Here is an 18,378-nt window from a genome sequence, read left to right on the forward strand (position 1 = left end):
ATCAGAAAATAGAAACCATCGACCTCAATGTCCTGGCGCGATAGCATGCAAAACTGTTCGCGATGTCCTCGCACATCTGTTCGCGATGTCCCCAGTCCAAACAGTGGGGAGGGGTTAGGGGTGGGGGTACGCGGCCTGGCAAATGCCCCAAACTTCAATATGCGATTCCCCTGCTGCACAAGGGCGGGCGGGGTCACCGGCGGTCGGATACGATGATGATCGCCGGCACCGCCAGCAGCGCAACGAGGCCGGCACCTGCGAAGAACGCGCCATAGCCGAAATACTGCGCGGCGTAGCCGGCCGCGATCCCGCCGGCCATGCTCATCAGTGCGTCCATGCACTGGAACAGCGTGAAGTCGACGCCCGCCTGTCTTGGATCTGACCAGCGCATGAACTGCGCGTAAAGCGCGACGAAACCGAGAGCCATGAAGCCGGACGAGCTGAGCACCGCGATGGCCATCAAAGCGGTGGTCGAGAAGCCACCAAGAAAATCGAAGACCGAAAAGAAGAACAGCGATCCGGCCTGCAGGAAAAGCGCCAGGACGAGCACGTTGCGCGGGCCGAACCATTTGACGAGAGCGCCGCCGGCGAGTGCGGCAGCCAGGCCGACGAACATGCTGCCGACGCCGTTGACAAGCCCGACCATCGAGAGGTCGAGCCCGGCGTCGATCAGGAATGGTCCGAGCATGGCGAGCGCCGCCTTCTGGGCCAGGACATAGATGGCCGACGCTGCCAGGCCGCGCCGAATTTCGGGACGCTTCAACGCGTCGAGAAGGCTGGGAACATGCTCGCGCGTCTCCTCGCGCGCGCGGTTGGCCACGCCAAGCAGGAAGGGAAGGCCGAGCGGCAGGAGCAGCAAGGCCATCGCCCAAACGGCGATGCGCCAGCCATAAGCGTCGACCAGAAGCAGAAACAGGCCGGCGCCGATGGCCGAGCCGAGATAGGCGCCGCCGACCTGCGCGGCATTGCCCCAACCGTGGTTTTCCTTAGCCAGGCTCTGCACGGCGAAACCATCGCAGGCAATGTCGACCGTCGAGGCGGCGAAGGCGACGATGGTCAGGCAGGCCAGGACAGGCCACCAGGCCTCCGGGCCGAGCGCGCCGACGGCCCACAGCCCGGCGATGGACACGAGCCCACCGGCGGCGACGATCGTGCCGGTGCGGTTCTTGCCGACCGGCGGCAGCCGATAGCGCTCGACGGCCGGCGCCCATAGAAACTTGAGCGCCCATGGCAGCGCGATCAGCGAAACCAGGCCGATCCGGTCGAGCGGCAGGCCCTGGTCGCGCATCACCGCCGGCAGGCCCGCCCAGGTGATGCCGCCGATCAGGCTCTGCGCGACGTAGAGCCCGCCGATCGCCAGGACGATCGCGACAGGCGTCGATGCCCGGCTGGAAACGGCGATCGACATCAGAAGCGGTAGCGCAGGCTAGCGAACAGCGAGCGGCCCTCGTCGCGGTAGCAATAGCCGGCCGAGCAGATGGATTTTTGAGTGTCGAACAGGTTCTTGGCGTTGACCTGCAGCTTCACGCCCTCGAGCTTGGGATTGCGGTAGCCGAAATCGTAGGAGAGCGAGGCGTCGACGAAGGCGCGCGCGTCGTTCTTGAAGGTGTTGGTGTCGTCGCCATAGCTGCTGCCGGCGACGCGAACGCCGCTGCCCAGCCCGAGCCCCTGCAGCGTGCCGTCCTCGAACTGGTACTGCCCCCAGAGCGACAGGATGTGATTTGGCGTTGCCGACAGTTCCTTGCCTGCGGTTCCCGTGGCGCCGCGTTCGATTTTCACGCGCAGATAGGTGTAAGAGGCGAGTATGCTGAGGCCGTTGTCGAGCGAGGCGCTGGCTTCCAGCTCGACGCCGCGCGAGTTGAGGTCGAGCTGGCGCTGCTTGTTGATGCCGGTCGAGGCGTCGAAGACGACGCCATCCTTCTGGTCGATGTCGAACAGAGCGGCGCTGATGGCGGCGTTGTAATCGGCAAACTCGTATTTGACGCCGATTTCCTTCTGCGTCGCGATGGTCGGACGGGCGACACGACCGATGGGGCTGCTGACATCGTCATAGACGAAGCCGATATTGGGCGAGAACGACGTCGAATAGTTGACATAGGGCGTGATGCCCCATTCGGTCTGGTAAGACAGGCCGAGCCGCCCGGAAAGGGCACTGTCGTTCTGCTTGGACTTGGTGAAGTCGGCGGCGGTCGAGGTGGTGTCGGCCCAGTCGTAGCGACCGCTGGCGAACAGGGTGAAATCGTTCCACTCCATCTGGTCATGCAGATAGGCGCCGAGCTGGTTCATCTCCTGCCCGCCATAGTAAGGAACCGGAGCAGCCTTGATGTCGTCGACGGAGACATAGGAGATACCGCTGCCGGCGTCATAATTAGACCAGGCGTAGTCGATGCCGGCTACCGCCGTGTGCCTGACCTGGCCGGTATCGAATTCGAACTGCGCCATGTTGTCGACGACGAAGTTCTTCATGGTCTCGGTGTAGTGGCCCCAGTAGCGTTTCAGGTCCGGGCCGTCCGGGTAATGGCCGCTGTACTCGATGTCGCTGTCGACGGCGCTGTAGCGAAGATTCTGCCGGACCGTCAGCACGTCGTTGAAACGGTGCTCGAACTCGTAGCCGATGCGGCCCTGGGTCTGGTCGAAGTCGTTCCAGGCGGGATCGCCCTCATAAAGGTCCGTCAGAGCGCCGCCCGAATTGTAGAAGGCAGCGGTGCCGCCGGTGACGGATTTCGAATATTCGCCGAGGATGGTCAGCTTGGTGTCCTCATCCGCCTTGAAGGTGACTGCCGGCGCCAGATAGATCTTGTCGTCGGGATAACCGACCAGGTCGGTGTCGCTGGTGCGGCCGAGGCTGGTGAAGCGATAGAGAATGCTACCGTCTTCGTTCACCGGGCCGGAAGCGTCGAGTGCGGCCTGGAAGCGATTGTGCTCGCCGAGCAGCATTTCGACCTCGCGGAACTGTTCTTCCTTGGGGCGCTTGGTGACCAGATTGACGATGCCGCCCGGACCGCTGATGCCGTAAAGCGAGGAGGCCGGACCCTTCAGGATGGTGACGCCTTCGATGCCGTAGGGCTCGGTCTTGAACCAGGCCGAGGGGCCGTTGTACTGGCGCAGCCCGTCGCGGAACATGCCGTTGTAAAAGGCCTGGAAGCCGCGCAGGAAGAAGGCATCATAGCGGGTGTCGAAGCCGAAGCTGTTCGGATTGGCGCTTGCGACATAGCCGAGCGATTCGTTCAGCGTGCGTGGCTTCTGGTCCTCGATCTGCTTTTGCGTCACAACCGAAACGGCTTGCGGAATCTTGACCATCGGCGTGTCGGTCTTGGTGCCGATGCGGTCCTTCTTGGCGACATAGCCGTCCTGCACGAGGATCTCGTCGCTCTCGGCATCGACCTCGATCTTGTTGAGAACGGTGACGCCGCCCTGGTCCTGGGCGTGAGCCGGCCCGGACAGGTCGAGCAGGGCCATGCTGCCCGGCAATGATAACCCCAGGAGCCATGTCATCGTCCGTTTCCGCATCAACTCGTCTCCACTCTTCCGTACATTGACGGAAGGGGCTCTCAAATCTGAGTATTTGAGTCAAGTTATTTTTTGAGCTCGTGCGCGTTGGCCCGATACGGTCGGCGACAGCAAAGTGCGACCGGTTTCGGGAAAACCAGCTGCCAATCAGGGAGAGGCAAGCTGCTATGGTTTGAGGCTTCTCGCCACCAGCCGCGCCACGCTTGGGCCGACCAGAAGCACGATCAGGAAGCGTGCCGATTGCAGCGCCATGACGAAGGAGATGTCGACATGCTGCGCTGCGGCGGCGATGATGGCGACGCTGTCCATGCCGCCGGGGCTGGTTGCCAGATAGGCGGTCAGCGGATCGATGCCGAGCAGGCGGCTGATCAGGAAGGCGAGGCCGCCGCAAAAGACGATCAGGGCAATGATCGAGCCGACGATCTGTGGCAGCGCGCGGGCCGCGTGGCGCAAAATGGCCCTGGTGAAATTCAGGCCGATGCTCCAGCCGATCATCGTATAGCTCAAGGCGAGCAGCCAGGGCGGCAACTGCATGGTCACGCCGAGCCCGAGATGGATCACGGTGCCGAAAATGAAGGTGCCGAGGAAAAACGGCGACGGCAGCCGGAAAAGCTTTCCGGCGAGGCCGCCAACCAGCGCCACGCCGAATGTTGCGGCCAAGCCTTGCGGGTCTATCGGCGGAAACCAGACGATGGCCGGCACCTCGATGCCCGAGGTGTCGACCCAGAGCTTGGCCACCAGGGCTGCCGTCATCGAGACGCAGATGACGCGCAGATAAAGCATGAAGGCGACGAGGCGCTGGTCGGCGCCGAAGGCACCGGCCATCAGCACCATGGCGGTGGCGGCGCCCGGCGACGAGCCCCAGACCGCGGTGGTGCCGGGCAGGATGCGCCAGCGGCTGATCAGCCAGCCGAGCAGGCTGGATGCCGCGACCGTCGCCATCACGACGCCAAGGAACAGCGGCCATTCCCTGTAGAAGACGGGAAAGATGTCGGCCGAGATGGAGCTGGCGACCAGGCAGCCGACGACCGCCTGGGCTGAACCGAACAGAACCCGCGGCACGCGCACCGTGGCGCCGTTGGTGCCGGCAGCGATGGCCGCCAGCATCGGTCCGATCAAAAGCGCGGCGGGCAGGGCGGCGAGTTCCAGCGCGCCGGCAAACAGCACCGAGACCACCACCAGGACGGGCCACTGCCAGGCCTTGTGGATCCGCGCCAGGTGCTCGATGGCCGGTGGGTTCGGGGAAGAATCCATAGATGGTCTCTTAGACCGGTGGCCGGCGCAACGCTACGGCGAACAAGTCGAGCGTCTTGCCGGCAACGCCTTGAAGCGGAAGCCATCAGCCGATTTCACCGGATATTGGCAGTGCCGTTTGGCCGTGTGGGCGTAGCGCCTCACAAGCTTCAAGCGTTCAATGCGAAGCGGCCGTTCGTCGAAAGCTGAGATCGAGAAAATCTGCGGCCGCTCCAATTGTGGTCTCACCAACCGCGCAATCCTGGAATGGCCCCTGGCGCCCTCGCATGCACTCGCTCCCGCAGGAACGCCACGCATAGCCGGACCTTGGCCGCGGCGAGCTTGCTATGCGGGTAGATCGCGTGAATGGGCGCGGCCGGCAGTTTGAATTCGGGAAGCACCAATTCCAGCCTGCCAGCTTGGATATCACCGCCGACATCCCAGATCGACTTCATCACCAGCCCGACACCGTCAAGCGCCCATTGATGGGCGAGTTCGCCATCATTCGTCTTGAGGCACCCTTTGACCCGTACCTCCTGGCCATCCACGAACGTCCAATGATCAAGGGGTGGATCGCCGAAAACGATGCAATCATGATCGAGAAGATCGTCCGAACTTGCCGGCCGACCGTGCTTGTCGAGATAAGCCGGTGCCGCACAAATCACACGAACGTTCGCGGCAAGCTGCCGTGAGATCAGGCTGGAATCGTTGAGGGTGCCGAAACGGACGGCGAGGTCGAAACCGGCATCGACGATGTTGATGACCTTGTCGGTGGCATGGAGCTCGATCTTAAGATCCGGATGCCGCTCAGCGAACTCTCGAAGCAGGGACGCGAGCGTCCTGCGGCTGAAGGCGACCGAAGATGTGACGCGCAAAAGTCCCGTCGCCTTGTCGCGGCCCTTGCTTGCTTCCGTTTCGGCCTCGTCGACGTCGGCGAGTATCTGGGCACAGCGCGCATGGAAGGCGATGCCGTCATCGGTGAGCGTCAGACGCCGCGTTGTTCTGTTGATCAGCCTGACTCCAAGCCGATCCTCCAGCTGCGAAAGCCTTCGACTGATGACTGGGAGCGACAGGTTGAGCGTCCGCGCTGCAGCGCTGAGGCTGCCATCCTCCGCGATGCGCGCAAACACGGTCATATCCAAAAGTCTGTCGACCATTGTTGTCCACACAGCAAGAATTTCTTTCAGATTTAAGCCATTCTTGCTGCAACGGATAGGGCGTATCTTCGCCTCAGTTGAAAAAGGAAAGCGCTCATGCCGGTTCTCGCCAATCAGAAGGTTCTTGTTATCGGCGGCAGTTCCGGGATCGGGCTGGCGACGGCCAAAGTAGCTGCCGCTGCCGGCGCGCAGGTGACCATAGCTTCCCGCTCAGCCAAAAAATTGGATGATGCACTCTCGATACTTGGTTCCCAGAGTGACGGGAAAGAACTCGACACGGGCGACGAGCATGCGATCGAAGCATTTTTCGCCGCTGGCAGCGGCTGGGATCACATCGTCATTTCTGCGGCACAAACTCCGACGGGCCCGGTTCGCGGTCTCTCTCTTGGCGACGCCAAAGCCGCGATGGAAAGTAAGTTCTGGGGCGCCTATCGTGTCGCGCGCGCGGCCAGAATCCGGGACTGTCGAAGTCTCACATTCGTCTCCGGCTTTCTGAGCGTGCGGCCCTCAGCTACGTCGGTCCTGCAAGGCGCAATCAATGCCGCACTGGAAGCGCTTGCCCGCGGCCTGGCGCTCGAACTTGCGCCGATGCGCGTCAATGCTGTTTCGCCGGGGCTGATCGATACGCCGCTCTGGGGCAAGGTGCCGGAGGAAAAGCGAAGCGCCATGTTCGAGCGGGCGGCTCTGAGCCTCCCAACGCGCCGCATCGGCCGGCCGGAAGATGTTGCCAATGCTGTCCTGTTTCTGTTGACGACGCCTTTTGCCACCGGTTCGACCGTGCGCGTCGATGGCGGCGGTGCGATAGCGTAGACAGCGTTCAACGCGCGGTGACCGACAAAGGTGTTGCCCCTGCTGCACCTCTGCAATCTTGGAGCGGCTGTGCTTCCTCGCGAAAAGTGCTGGGTCCGTGTGATTGCTGAAGGCCACCGTGAAGGCGCCGCCCATGCTGTTGAAGCCAATCATAGTGGCCGTCTCCATCACGCTGACATTGCCTTTTCAATTTCATGACACAAGCGCCGTCGCCAGCTGCATCTGTTATTCGGCGAGCACACGCCGAGGTGATGCAGCAGCCGGCCGCCATCATGTTGACAGGCGAAAGTTGGCGCGCCAGCCGAGTTTCATCTGGGCTTTTTCGCTCGCCACGAACTCGTTCGGCTCGGCAATGTTGAAGATGCCGTCTCGTCCCCTGTCGACCGCCAGCAAGGCAGCATAGGCGGCGGCATCCACATTCAGTGCGGCGGACCTGTGGGCAGATCCGTGCCGGTTCCGGGCCCGTAGAGCTGCCCATAACGGAGAACGAGCCCTTCGAGCGGAGGAGAGTTCAGGTCCATTTCTCGAGTGCCGCGATACCGTGGACGCTGACGGCACGCTTTCCCTCCGCGGCGAGATCCAGCGGGTGATCCTCGGAATGAGGCTCCGGCCCCGGTGCATAAGCCCAGGCGATGCTCCGGGCGACGAGACGCCTAGACTAGAACCACCGCAGGGGCAGCAATGACGACGGTGATCGCAACAAGGTGGAGGCGTTGCGCTGACCTCTTGTGACGAGGCAGGGATGCTGGTGCGGCCTACATAGGCTGTAAATTTCGATCAGCGCCCGCTCTCCGGCCTCAATCGGCCAACCCGAACCCGCCAACAGGATGCGTCTCCACCTGGAACTCGAAGCCGGCAATGATCGGCCGTGCCTTGGCGATTGCCGCCTGGACTTCGGGCAGCTGCAGCGAAGCCTTGTGGCTTTCGGCGTCAGTCCACACTTCGGTCACCCAGATCGCGTCGGCATCGGCCGGGTCGGTGGCGATGATGTAGTTCAGGCAGCCGGGCATGGCGCCGGTGCTGGCGAGCAGGATATCCATCATTGCGTCACGCTGGCCGCGCATCGCCCGCATCTTGCCGATCAGTCCGTACATTCGCTTTGCTCCGTTGAGATGACGCAACCAGGAGTATGCAGTTCGCCGTCTACGGCATCAACTGCCCGCCATTGACCTCGATCACCTGGCCGATGATGTAGCCACTCAACAGATCGGAGGAGAGGAACAGATAGGCGCCGACGCAGTCCTCGGCGGTGCCGGCGCGGCCCTGCGGGATGGTGGCGATCATGCCTTTCATCTGGTCGTCGGTCGAGTAGCGCTCGTGGAAAGGTGTCGCGATCGTGCCGGGCGCCACCGCGTTGACGCGGATGTTGAAACCGATCAGCTCCTTGGCCATGCCGCGCGTGATGTTGGAGACGAAGGCCTTGGCCGAGCCGTAAAGGCCGGCGCCGCCACCGGCGCCGTTGCGCGCGGCGATCGAGGAGGTGTTGACGATGAAGCCGCCCTGCCGCTTCAGCCATGGGATCGCCTTGCGCGAAGCTGTCAGCGCGGAACGCGCGTTGAGGTCCATCACTGCGTCGTAATGCGCCTCGGTCTGCTCGGCATAGGGCACGCGGCCGAGCATGCCGCCGGCATTGTTGACGAGGCCGTCGAGCCGGCCGAAATGTTGCGCACTGTCCTCGACGACGCGCTCGACATCGGCGGGGATCGAGAAATCGCCCTGGGCGAGGAACACGTCGCCGCCGCCGTTGCGAATGGTCGCGGCCAGGTTTTCGGCAGCCGCGCGGCTCGAATTGTAGTGCAGCGCGACGCGGCATTTCTGCGCGGCGTAGGCGAGTGCGAGCGCCGCGCCGATGCCGGTCGAGGCGCCGGTGACCAGGACCGCCTTTCCGGCAAGGTCGGGGATGACCAGAGAGGGGCTGACAAGGGTGGTGGTGGCTGGCACGTCTATTCCTCCGGGGACTCTGCCTGCTCTTCGTAGGCCCTCGCAGTCCTCGCGTTCAAGTCCGTAAAAGTTTAGAGCGGTTCACCGTTTCACGGAAACGGCGAACCGCTCCCTCTTTGTCTTGACGCAATTCCGGACGGAAAACCGTTTCACACTTTTCCTGGAATTGCCCTATGGCCTGAGATAGGCGTAGCCTTGGCGTTGCAATTCGGCGAGCTTGACGACGCCGCCCCTGTCGGCTGCATGGAAGCCGTCGAGCAGGTCGGCCAGGCCGATATCCATGCCGTGCATGGTGTTGGTGCAAGCGTGCGGGCTGAGCCCATCCTGGACAAGGCCGGCGAACCGCCCGGAAATGGCGGCCGATATGCCCTTCGACTTGAAGGCGGCAAGTGCCGGGCCGTGCACGACAAGCGCGATGTCGACCTTGCCGTCGGTGCCTTCGAAGTGGTTCTTGATGTTGCCGAGCACGAAATTGACCTTGTCGAGGTCGCTGAGGTGATAGGCGACCTTTTGCCTTTCCTCTTCGGCAGCCGCCGGCTTGACTTCACTAGCTGCGGCCTTGATGGGGCGCAGCCCGAAAAGCCCCGCGGCCCCGGCAAGACCGACGCGGAAAATATCGCGGCGTCGCATGGCTTCATCTCCCATTTATCCGGCCGGCGCAAATTGCGTGGCCTCGGCCTCGATCCTAGCATAAATTGAAGCCACGTCTTGTCGGGGCAACGGAGGGGTAGCATGACGTTGAAGACCATAATGGGGAGGACCATAATGGGGACCATTGTGGGCGCCGGAGTTGGGGTTGCCTTGCTCGCCGCCGTCGCCGGCTCTGCTTTCGCCGATGACACGCTCAAACTCACCGAGCTCAGCCCCGACGGCAAGGACGCCTGCTTCGGCCGCGTCTATGACGTCGCGCATCTCAAGTCGCATCCGCAGCAGAAGGTGACGCGCATCTTCTTCTATTACGGCCGCGATCCGGTCAGCCGGCCAGACGAGGAGCCAAGCGCCGGCATCGATTCCTCCTACAATGGCTTCATGGCGACGACGGTGCGCGGCGCCGAGGCGCCTGAATGGCTCGGCGGCTGGTGCAGTCATGAGTCGGAGGACGGCAAGACCGGCCCGATCCGCTGCGGCATGGACTGCGATCGCACCATGGCTTCGCTGAAGGTCGACGACAAAGGCCGGCTGATCGTCTCGGACGTGCAGCCCGACCTCTATCTCGACGCCGGATCGGAAGACGAGCTCGGCAAGGCGGAGTATGAAAGGCAGGCGCTGGGCAAGGACGACAACGGCTTCAGGCTCGACCCGATGCCGGCCGCCACCTGCAAGGCGGAGTTCGCGCGCATCGACCCGATCGACCCGGCCCTTGGCCCGCCATTGCGCGAACGACTGAAGCCGGACCAGGCCTTCTGCTACGGACGCGACTACGATGCCGCGCATCTCGGCTCGCATCCAGACCAGCTGACCCAGTCGATCAGGGTGTTCCGCGGACCGGTCGAGCTGGCGTCTTTCGCCAAGGAGGGCGATCCGGCCAATTGGCCAAGCGGCGCCGATATCGCCGTTTCGGTTACCACGCGGCAGAAATCGGCCAAGGTCACGCAGGTCTATAACTGTCAGGGCGAGGGCGACCAGTGGCGCTGCGCGGCGAGCGCGAAGACGGGTGGTGCCTCCTGCGATATCGCGCAACAGGAGGTCTTCCTTCGCCGCGGCGCCAACGGCATGATGATGCTGGCCAACCCGAACAGCGGCCTGCCGATCGTCGATCTGTGCTCGAAAGCGGCGGAAGGCGACACAATGTCCGACGACAAGGTCTACCGGCTGGAGCCTATGCCGCAGGCTGCCTGCGGGCTGTAGCAGTTCAGAGACGCGATGCCGGCGAGACAGCACCCCCCTCTGTCCTGCCGGACATCTCCCCCTCAAGGGGGGAGATCGGCAGCTTCACCGACAGCGTTCTTCTTTGAAGATTGGCGAAAGCCGAAGCGACATCCAATCTCCCCCCTTGAGGGGGAGATGTCCGGCAGGACAGAGGGGGGCGCGAAGGATCACGACTGAGCGATTTTTCTCCGCGACGCCACCTCACGCGAAGGGCACGGCCGTCGTGCCCTTGGGCAGTTTCGCCTCGTCGTCGGGCTCGACATGGATGATGACGCGGACGGAAGGAATCTCTGCCTGCAGCGCGTCCTCGATGCGGTCGCAGATGACGTGGCTGGCGCCGACCGACATGTCGGCGTCGACGACCAGGTGGAACTCGATGAAGGTGGCGCGGCCGGCGATGCGCGTCTTCAGGTCGTGGACCTCGAGCGCGCCCTTGCAATTGGCCGAGATGATGTCGCGTATGCGGATATGTTCCTGGGTGTCGACGGCGCGGTCCATCAGCCCGTTCATCGACGAGCCGATGACGTGCCAGCCCTGCCACAGGATGTTTAGCGCCACGATCACCGCAAGAGCCGGATCGAGAACCTGCCAGCCGGTCAGTACGGCGCCGACCAGGCCGATGAACACACCGACCGAGGTCGCCACGTCGGTCATGATGTGCCTGCCGTCGGCAACGAGAGCCGGCGATTTTTCGCTTCGGCCGGTGCGGATCAGCGTCATGGCCCAGACGGCGTTGATGACCGTTGCTACGCCATTGACGGCAAGGCCGGTCCATGGCTGTTCAAGCAGGGCGGGATGCTGCCAGGACCACCAGACCTCATTGAGGATCAGCAAGGCGGCAAGCACGATCAGCACGCCTTCGAGGACGGCCGAGAAATACTCGGCCTTGTGGTGGCCGAACGGATGGTCCTGGTCGGCTGGCTTGTAGCTGACCTGGATCGCCCAAAAGGCGGCGGCAGAGGCAATGACGTTGACGATCGATTCCAGCGCGTCTGAATAAAGCGCGACCGAACCGGTGACGTACCAGGCCACCAGCTTCAGGCCGAGCACGACGCAGGCGACGACGATCGACCAGAAGGCGAGGCTGGCGACCTTCTGCCTGGCGGCGGCTTTGATTTCCGCCGCGGTCACTGGGGAAAAGATCCCAACGCTGAGCCCTCGAATTAAGCAGCCTTTTCCTTGGCCTTGCGCGGCAGGTGCGCGACAATGTTCTCGATGATGCGCATGCCGGCATTGTGGCCGAGCGTCATGATCGACTCTGGGTGGAACTGCACTGCGGCGATCGGCTCCTTGCGGTGCTCGAAGGCCATGATGATGCCGTCCTCGGTCTCGGCGGTGACGACAAAACCATCAGGCAGCCGCACCGGATCGGCAAAGATTGAATGATAGCGGCCGACCGTCACCTCCTTGGGCAGGCCGGAGAAGATGATGCCCGGCTTCGACACGCGGATGCGCGACGGCTTGCCATGCATCGGGATGTGCAGTTGGCGCAGCTCGCCGCCATAGGCCTCGGCCAGCGCCTGCAGCCCGAGGCAGACGCCGAAGATCGGCAGGTCGCGCGCACGGGCCCGCTTGATGGTGGCGGTGCAGTCGAAGTCCTTCGGCGTGCCGGGGCCGGGCGACAGCACGACCAGGTTTGGCTTCAGCCGGTCGAAGATCTCGTCCGGCACCGGCGTGCGCACCGTCGAGACGTTGGCGCCGGTCTGGCGGAAATAGTTGGCGAGCGTATGGACGAAACTGTCCTCGTGGTCGACCAGCAGGATGTTGACGCCGTCGCCGACACGCGCGGTGCTGCGTTCGGTGCTGGCGGCATTGCCTGATTTGGCGTCGCGGATGGCGGAGAGCATGGCGGATGCCTTCAGTTCGGTTTCGGCTTCTTCTTCCTCGGGAATGCTGTCGAAGAGCAGCGTGGCGCCGGCGCGCACCTCGGCGATGCCGTCCTTGATGCGAATGGTGCGAAGCGTCAGGCCGGTGTTCATGTCACCGTTGAAATTGACCATGCCGATCGCCCCGCCATACCAGGCGCGCGGACTCTTCTCGTTCTGCTCGATGAAGCGCATGGCCCATAATTTCGGCGCGCCGGTAACGGTGACCGCCCAGGCATGCGACAGAAAGGCGTCGAAGGCGTCCATGCCTTCGCGCAGCCGCCCCTCGATGTGGTCGACGGTGTGGATCAGGCGGGAGTACATTTCGATCTGGCGGCGGCCGATGACGCGCACCGAGCCCGGCTCGCAGACCCGCGACTTGTCGTTGCGGTCGACGTCCGAGCACATGGTGAGTTCGGATTCGTCCTTCTTCGAATTGAGCAGCTTGAGGATCTGCTCGCTGTCGGAGATTGCGTCGTCGCCGCGCTTGATGGTACCGGAGATCGGGCAGGTCTCGACGCGGCGGCCGTTGACGCGCACGAACATTTCCGGTGAGGCGCCGATCAGATATTCGCCCTCGCCGAGATTGATGAAGAAGGAATAGGGCGAAGGGTTGATGCTCTTCAGCTTGCGGGAAATCTCGGAGGGCTGGGTTTCGCAGCGTTCGTAGAACATCTGCCCCGGCACCACTTCGAACAGGTCGCCGCGCTCGAAGCTCTTCATCGCCTTGCGCACCAGCTTGGCATATTCGCCGGGCTCGTGGTCGCCGCGCGGCGGGATGCGGTCGGCGGTCCTGAACGGCTCGACGATTTCGTCGCGCGGCAGGCCTTCGGTCGAGAAGCCATCGCCGGAATAGTCGTAGCGGTCGGTCCAGGCCTTGGTCGAATAGTGGTCGACGACGAGGATCTCGTCGGGCAGGAACAGCACGAGATCGCGCTGGCTTGGCTTGCGCTCGAGCTTGTAGTCGACCGGATCGAACTGGAAGGCGAGGTCGTAGCCGAAGGCGCCATAGAGGCCGAGATTGGCGTCTTCCTCGGTCCTGAACAAAGCCGTGATGGCGCGCAGCACGGTGAAGACGGAGGGAACGCGGCTGCGTTCCTCTTCAGTGAAGATACGATCGGGCTTGGCGACCTCGAGGCGGATGAGTTTGTTGGACGTCTCGGCGATCGTGACATCGTCAAGGCCGGCAAGCACCGTGCCGATCACCGGCAAAAGCACGTCGCCGCGGCGGTTCAGCGCCTCGATGCGCATGGCGCGGCCGCGTGCCGAGATCACCACCGGCGGATCGATGATGGCGGTGTCCCAGCGCGTATAGCGGCCAGGATATTCGTAATTCGAGGAGAACACGGCGCCGCGGCGCGAATTCAGCCCATCGACATAGCCGTCGATCGCCCCCTCGTAAGGCCGGTCATGGCGCTGGCGGGTAATCGCCACGCCACCCGCCGTGACGAAGCGCTCGGCGCCATTCTCCAGAATTTTCGTCGTCATTGCCGTCTCCATCAGCGTCTTTGGGGCAACGGACCCGGGAATGGCTTGAAAAAACAAATGGCCGCCCGGACATTCCGCTGCGGCCACCCTCTATTGTCACGCGAACGCGTTCGAACAGGCCGCTGTCAGCGAGCCCACCACCAAATGGTCTTGATCGAACGCATATTCATGGCGAAATCCATAGCCGCGAAAAGCGGTATGCGCAACAGGTTTGAAAGTCTGTGGGGTGGCTGCCGCTTTCGCAACCCATGGCACATGGCCAAGACCGGCAGTCCTGCCTAGACTCTGCATCAAACAGCAGGAAGACGGGAAAACATCAAATGACCCAGCAGTTCGACCGCGCACGGACGTTCCATTCCCTCCATGTCAAGGGAAACCCGATTGTCCTCTACAATGCCTGGGACCCAGGCTCCGCCAAGGTCATCGAGAAAGCAGGGGCCAAGGCCATCGCCACCGGAAGCTGGCCGGTCGCGGCCGCTTTCGGATTCGCCGATGGCGAGAAAATCCCGTTGGAACTGGCGCTCGAAAACATCAAACGCATCGTTGCGGCGGTGGATGTGCCGGTAACCATGGACCTCGAGGGGGGTTACGGGGTTGCTCCGGAGGTTGTCGCCCGCAGCGTGACGCTCGCCGTGCAGGCTGGAGCCGTCGGCTTTAATTTCGAGGATCAGATCGTCGGCGGCAGTGGGCTGCACGACATCGCCATACAGGTAAGGCGGATCGAAGCGGCTGCAGCGGCGGTGAAGACGTCGGGTATTCCGGCCTTCATTAACACCCGAACCGACATTTTCCTGAAGACTAAACCGAATGCGCACGACAAGGCTCTTCTCGATCAGGCGATCGAGCGGGCGCACGCCTACGAAAGGGCCGGAGCGCATGGCTTCTTTGCGCCGGGGCTTGCCGATGAAGGCCTGATCGAGGCGCTCTGCGAGGCAACGGCATTGCCGGTCAACATCATTGCCCTGGCGCATGTGCCGCCGCGCCAGAGGCTTGCCGAACTCGGCGTCGCCCGCGTGAGCCATGGTCCGGTGCCGTACCGGCAGATGGCCGAATGGCTGGAGGCCAAGGCGCGACAAGCGATTTCGGGATAACCTGGCGGGGTGCGTCAGTCCTCCAGCGTTCCCGACCTTGCATCGGCGCTCGTCCCGTCGCCGACCAGCTTCAAGAGGTCTTCGCCGGCGCGGATGATGCGGCGGGAACGCCGCGTCAGGATGAGGCCCGCCTGCGGCGCCAACACTTCCGTGCGGCCGTCGGGCTCGCCGGGCGCGTGGACGATGGTGGCAAGGCGCGCACCCTTGGTGACGCGGTCGCCCGGCTTCACGTCGTAAAGGATCGCGCCCGAGCAGGGCGCCGGCATCATCTCGATGTTTTCGAGCGGCGCGACGAGCCCAACGAAGCTGCCAGGCGCGGGCAGCGCCTGATCCTGGATGACGTCGCGCGCCACCAGCAGCCGGTAGAGCCCTTCGGCATCGGCGCCGGCGAGGGCGCCGTCGACATCGAGTATGCCGCGATATTCGACGGTGGTGGCGACGCGCCGGTCGAGGCACGCGACGTCGGCGGGAACGTTCTGATACGGCATGATCGAGGCGCCTTCGAAGGTGCCGTCGGGGTCTTCGTCCCACAGCATCACCGCGTCGACGCCCATGGCCGCTGCACAATCCGCCATGGCCGGCCACAGGCTGGTGTGGACGTAAAGATAGGCGAGGCCCTCATCGTCGCAATGCAGGTCGAGCACGATGTCGTGGCCGATGGAGAGCTGCAGCAGCCGCGTTTTCAGCCGCTGGTCGACCGTGCCGTGCGCCGGCAGCAGCGTGAGGTCGGGCGCGGCGAGCCGCGGAAAGCCGTTCGATGGACTTCTGCATGGGATGCCTCCGGGAGAAGAGGCGGAACACATGCCCTTTTGCCGCTGGGCTGTCGATTGGTCCAGCCGGCGCCGCCATGGGCGCACGATTCTACCCGGCCGTCACACCAGCGGCTTGAGTTCCTGGGCGATGGTCGGCAGAAGCTCCGAGACATTCGGGTGGATGTGCACGGCGCGCGCCAGCGTGCTGACCGGCGCCTTGGCATACATCAGGTCGAGCACGCAGTGCACCGCCTCGTCGCCGCCCGGGCCGAGCACCGAACAGCCGAGGATCTCCTTGGTGTCGGCATCGACCAGGATCTTCATGAAACCTTGCGTCTCACCTTTTTCGACTGCACGGCTGACGCGGGTCATTGGCCGCTGGCCGACCAAGGCGCGGCGGCCGGATTTCCTTACCGCGGCTTCGGTCATGCCGCAGCGGCCGAGTGGTGGGTCGATATAGAGCGCATAGGCCTCGATGCGGTCGCTGACCTTGCGCGGATCATTGTCGAGCAGGTTGGCGGCGACGATCTCGTAATCGTTGTACGAGGTGTGGGTGAAGGCGCCCTTGCCGTTGCAGTCGCCCATCGCCCAGATGCCGGGCACGCTCGTGCGCAACTGGTCGTCGACGACGATGAAGCCGCGTTTGTCGACCTCGACGCCGGCTTTGTCGAGGCCGAGATCGTCGGTGTTTGGCGTGCGGCCGAGCGCCAGCAGCACATGCGAGCCGACCGCAGCCGCCTTGCCTGGCGAGAAGGTCACGGCGATTTCGTTGCCTCGCCTGGCGAAGCGGATGTCGTCGGCGCCGAGATGGACGGCAATGGCTTCGTTTTCGAGGATCGACAAAATGGCGTCCGAGACATCCTCGTCCTCGCGACCGATCAGACGCGGGCTTTTTTCGATGACCGTGACTTCGGAACCGAAGCGGCGGAACATCTGCGCGAATTCGAGCGAGACGTAGCTGCCGCCGACAACGATGAGATGGCGCGGCAGCACGTCGAGATCCATCATCGAGGAATTGGTCAGGTAAGAAATGCCGTCGATGCCGGGCAGGTCGGGCACCGAGGCGCGCCCGCCGGTGTTGAGGAATATCTTTTCGGCGCTCAGCAGATCGTCGCCGACGCGCACCGTGTTGGCGCTTACGAAGCGCGCATGGCCGCGATAGAGCGTGCATTTGTCCATGCCGGCAATCCAGTCTTCGAGATTGCCGCGGGCGTCGTTGGAGACCTTGTCCTTGCGCGCCTTGATCGCCTTGTAGTTTACGCCGACGGGACCGGATAGCGTCACCCCGTAATCCGCGGCGGAGCGGGCGAGATGCGCGGCATAGGCGCTTGCCACCATCGTTTTGGTCGGCGTGCAGCCGGTGTTGACGCAAGTGCCGCCGACCAGCTTTCGCTCGATCAGCGCCACGCTCATGCCGGCCGCATTCAGCCTGCCGGCGAGCGGTGGGCCGGCCTGCCCGGCACCGACGATGATGGCGTCGAATGTCTTTGCCGTCATGCCGCCGCCGCCACGATCAGAAGCCCGCCGACGATCGCCACCGCGTCCTCGATGAAGGCGGCGGGCGGGTCCTTGCCGAAGGCGGTGGCCAGGCGCTTGCGCGCCTCGGCGCCGCCCAGCGTGCCGATCACCGCGCCGATGGCGCCGGCGATCAGGCCGCCGATGGTGGCGCCACCGGTGGCGCCGATCACCGCGCCGGTGAAAGCGCCCGAGACGATACGCGTGCCGAATTGCTGCGGCACCTTGCGGCTCGGCGCTGAGGGCAGCTGGTCGGTGACCAGTTCGGCGATGGCCAGGATGGTGAAGATGCCGACGGCGATCCAGTGGCCCATGAAGCTCGCCCAGGTGTCCGCGACCGGCAACCAGCCAAGCCAGGCGCCCCACGCGACGGCGGCGGGCGCGGTCATGGCGCGAAGCCCGGCAACGATGCCAATCAGGAGTGCAAAAATGTACAGCATGATTGATCCCCTCGATGGCCGGCTTGGGACAGGTCCGAGAGAGCAAGCTACCATAGGTCCGGTATTTGACCAGAGGTGGTGTCGCCGCCGGCGCTTCCGTATTTTCACCACTTGTGCTTTGGCAAAGTTGAAACTGGAGTTGCGGCCATGGCCGGAAGCGAACGCACGAAAATGGCGGCGGGCGAGTGGTATTGCTGCCTCGATCCGGAACTGGAGGCGTTGCGCATCACGGCGCGAGACGCGGTGTTCGAGCACAACAGCCTGCCGCCCCGGCAGCGTCGCGACATCGGGCCTGGATTGCGGACGCTGCTCGGCGCTGCGGGCGAGGGCGCCCGGATCGAGGCGCAGTTCCACTGCGCTTATGGCTTCAACATCTTTCTCGGCGACCGCGTTTTTCTCAATGCCGGCTGCATCATTCTCGACACGGCGCCAGTGCGCATCGGCAAGGGAACGCTGCTCGGCCCGAATGTGCAGATCTATTGCGCCGAGCACCACAAGGAGGCTGCCGGGCGACGGGCAGGGCTGGAGATCGCCAAGCCGGTCGAGATCGGCGACAATGCCTGGATCGGCGGCAGTGCCGTCATCCTCGGCGGAGTCAGGATCGGCGATGGCGCCATCGTCGGCGCCGGTGCTGTGGTGACGCGCGACGTGGCGGCGAACACCACGGTGGTCGGCAATCCGGCACGGGTAATCAGCAACAACTGAGC

General features: G+C 63.8%; 16 protein-coding genes and 1 pseudogene. 4 read left to right on the forward strand and 13 right to left on the reverse strand.

Annotation, left to right across the window (positions count from 1 at the left end):
• Positions 1–193: 193 nt before the first annotated feature.
• The 4 genes from NKI59_RS19100 to NKI59_RS19115 all read right to left on the reverse strand — a co-directional run bounded on the left by NKI59_RS19100 (position 194) and on the right by NKI59_RS19115 (position 5,879).
• Positions 194–1,408, reverse strand: coding sequence for an MFS transporter (locus tag NKI59_RS19100; RefSeq protein ID WP_352706040.1), 1,215 nt, complete (start codon positions 1,406–1,408; stop codon positions 194–196).
• Entirely contained in the window at positions 1,408–3,495 is a 2,088-nt protein-coding gene (locus tag NKI59_RS19105; RefSeq protein ID WP_352706043.1) for a TonB-dependent siderophore receptor, read from the reverse strand. Before NKI59_RS19105 ends, NKI59_RS19100 begins: the two co-directional genes overlap by 1 nt.
• Positions 3,496–3,675: 180 nt before the next feature.
• Entirely contained in the window at positions 3,676–4,764 is a 1,089-nt protein-coding gene (locus NKI59_RS19110; RefSeq protein ID WP_352706045.1) for an AbrB family transcriptional regulator, read from the reverse strand.
• 224 nt (positions 4,765–4,988) lie between these two features.
• Positions 4,989–5,879, reverse strand: a complete 891-nt coding sequence (locus NKI59_RS19115) for a LysR family transcriptional regulator (protein WP_352706235.1) — start codon at positions 5,877–5,879, stop codon at positions 4,989–4,991.
• Positions 5,880–5,996: 117 nt separating this feature from the next.
• Between NKI59_RS19115 and NKI59_RS19120 the strand changes: the two genes are divergently transcribed.
• Positions 5,997–6,710 (forward strand): SDR family oxidoreductase, encoded by a 714-nt coding sequence (locus tag NKI59_RS19120; protein ID WP_352706047.1) that lies wholly within the window; start codon positions 5,997–5,999, stop codon positions 6,708–6,710.
• 270 nt (positions 6,711–6,980) lie between these two features.
• Here NKI59_RS19120 and NKI59_RS19125 read toward each other — a convergent pair whose 3' ends face one another.
• From NKI59_RS19125 to NKI59_RS19140, 4 genes are all read right to left on the reverse strand, one after another.
• The gene (locus tag NKI59_RS19125) at positions 6,981–7,127 is read right to left on the reverse strand and encodes a hypothetical protein (RefSeq protein WP_352706049.1); all 147 of its coding nucleotides are present in this window, start codon (positions 7,125–7,127) and stop codon (positions 6,981–6,983) included.
• Between the two features lie 380 nt (positions 7,128–7,507).
• The gene (locus tag NKI59_RS19130) at positions 7,508–7,804 is read right to left on the reverse strand and encodes a putative quinol monooxygenase (RefSeq protein ID WP_352706052.1); all 297 of its coding nucleotides are present in this window, start codon (positions 7,802–7,804) and stop codon (positions 7,508–7,510) included.
• A 49-nt stretch (positions 7,805–7,853) separates the two neighbouring features.
• The gene (locus NKI59_RS19135) at positions 7,854–8,651 is read right to left on the reverse strand and encodes an SDR family NAD(P)-dependent oxidoreductase (protein ID WP_352706054.1); all 798 of its coding nucleotides are present in this window, start codon (positions 8,649–8,651) and stop codon (positions 7,854–7,856) included.
• A 171-nt stretch (positions 8,652–8,822) separates the two neighbouring features.
• Positions 8,823–9,281 (reverse strand): DsrE family protein, encoded by a 459-nt coding sequence (locus tag NKI59_RS19140; RefSeq protein WP_352706056.1) that lies wholly within the window; start codon positions 9,279–9,281, stop codon positions 8,823–8,825.
• 135 nt (positions 9,282–9,416) lie between these two features.
• Here NKI59_RS19140 and NKI59_RS19145 point away from each other — a divergent pair, with 135 nt between their 5' ends.
• The gene (locus NKI59_RS19145; RefSeq protein WP_352706058.1) at positions 9,417–10,499 is read left to right on the forward strand and encodes a hypothetical protein; all 1,083 of its coding nucleotides are present in this window, start codon (positions 9,417–9,419) and stop codon (positions 10,497–10,499) included.
• A 222-nt stretch (positions 10,500–10,721) separates the two neighbouring features.
• Here the strand turns inward: NKI59_RS19145 and NKI59_RS19150 are convergent, their stop codons facing one another.
• Both NKI59_RS19150 and NKI59_RS19155 read right to left on the reverse strand, forming a co-directional pair.
• The gene (locus NKI59_RS19150; RefSeq protein WP_502901079.1) at positions 10,722–11,651 is read right to left on the reverse strand and encodes a cation diffusion facilitator family transporter; all 930 of its coding nucleotides are present in this window, start codon (positions 11,649–11,651) and stop codon (positions 10,722–10,724) included.
• 32 nt (positions 11,652–11,683) lie between these two features.
• A complete protein-coding gene (locus NKI59_RS19155) occupies positions 11,684–13,873 on the reverse strand; it encodes an anthranilate synthase (protein ID WP_352706061.1) in 2,190 nt (729 codons plus the stop codon).
• Positions 13,874–14,193: 320 nt separating this feature from the next.
• Here NKI59_RS19155 and NKI59_RS19160 point away from each other — a divergent pair, with 320 nt between their 5' ends.
• Positions 14,194–14,964 carry an isocitrate lyase/PEP mutase family protein gene (locus NKI59_RS19160; protein WP_352615501.1) on the forward strand — a complete coding sequence of 257 codons (771 nt, stop codon included), beginning with the start codon at positions 14,194–14,196 and terminating at the stop codon, positions 14,962–14,964.
• A gap of 14 nt (positions 14,965–14,978) precedes the next feature.
• Here the strand turns inward: NKI59_RS19160 and NKI59_RS19165 are convergent.
• The 3 genes and pseudogenes from NKI59_RS19165 to NKI59_RS19175 all read right to left on the reverse strand — a co-directional run.
• Positions 14,979–15,722, reverse strand: a pseudogene (locus NKI59_RS19165) (M14 family metallopeptidase); the annotation flags it as partial.
• 114 nt (positions 15,723–15,836) lie between these two features.
• Positions 15,837–17,213 carry an FAD-containing oxidoreductase gene (locus NKI59_RS19170; RefSeq protein WP_352706062.1) on the reverse strand — a complete coding sequence of 459 codons (1,377 nt, stop codon included), beginning with the start codon at positions 17,211–17,213 and terminating at the stop codon, positions 15,837–15,839.
• Complete coding sequence (locus tag NKI59_RS19175) at positions 17,210–17,671, reverse strand: DUF4126 domain-containing protein (protein WP_352706064.1); 462 nt, start codon at positions 17,669–17,671, stop codon at positions 17,210–17,212. Before NKI59_RS19175 ends, NKI59_RS19170 begins: the two co-directional genes overlap by 4 nt.
• Before the next feature lie 147 nt (positions 17,672–17,818).
• Between NKI59_RS19175 and NKI59_RS19180 the strand changes: the two genes are divergently transcribed.
• The gene (locus NKI59_RS19180; RefSeq protein WP_352706066.1) at positions 17,819–18,376 is read left to right on the forward strand and encodes a sugar O-acetyltransferase; all 558 of its coding nucleotides are present in this window, start codon (positions 17,819–17,821) and stop codon (positions 18,374–18,376) included.
• Positions 18,377–18,378 lie beyond the last annotated feature (2 nt).

The sequence above is a fragment of the Mesorhizobium sp. M0598 genome (assembly GCF_040320865.1).
GTDB lineage: Bacteria > Pseudomonadota > Alphaproteobacteria > Rhizobiales > Rhizobiaceae > Mesorhizobium.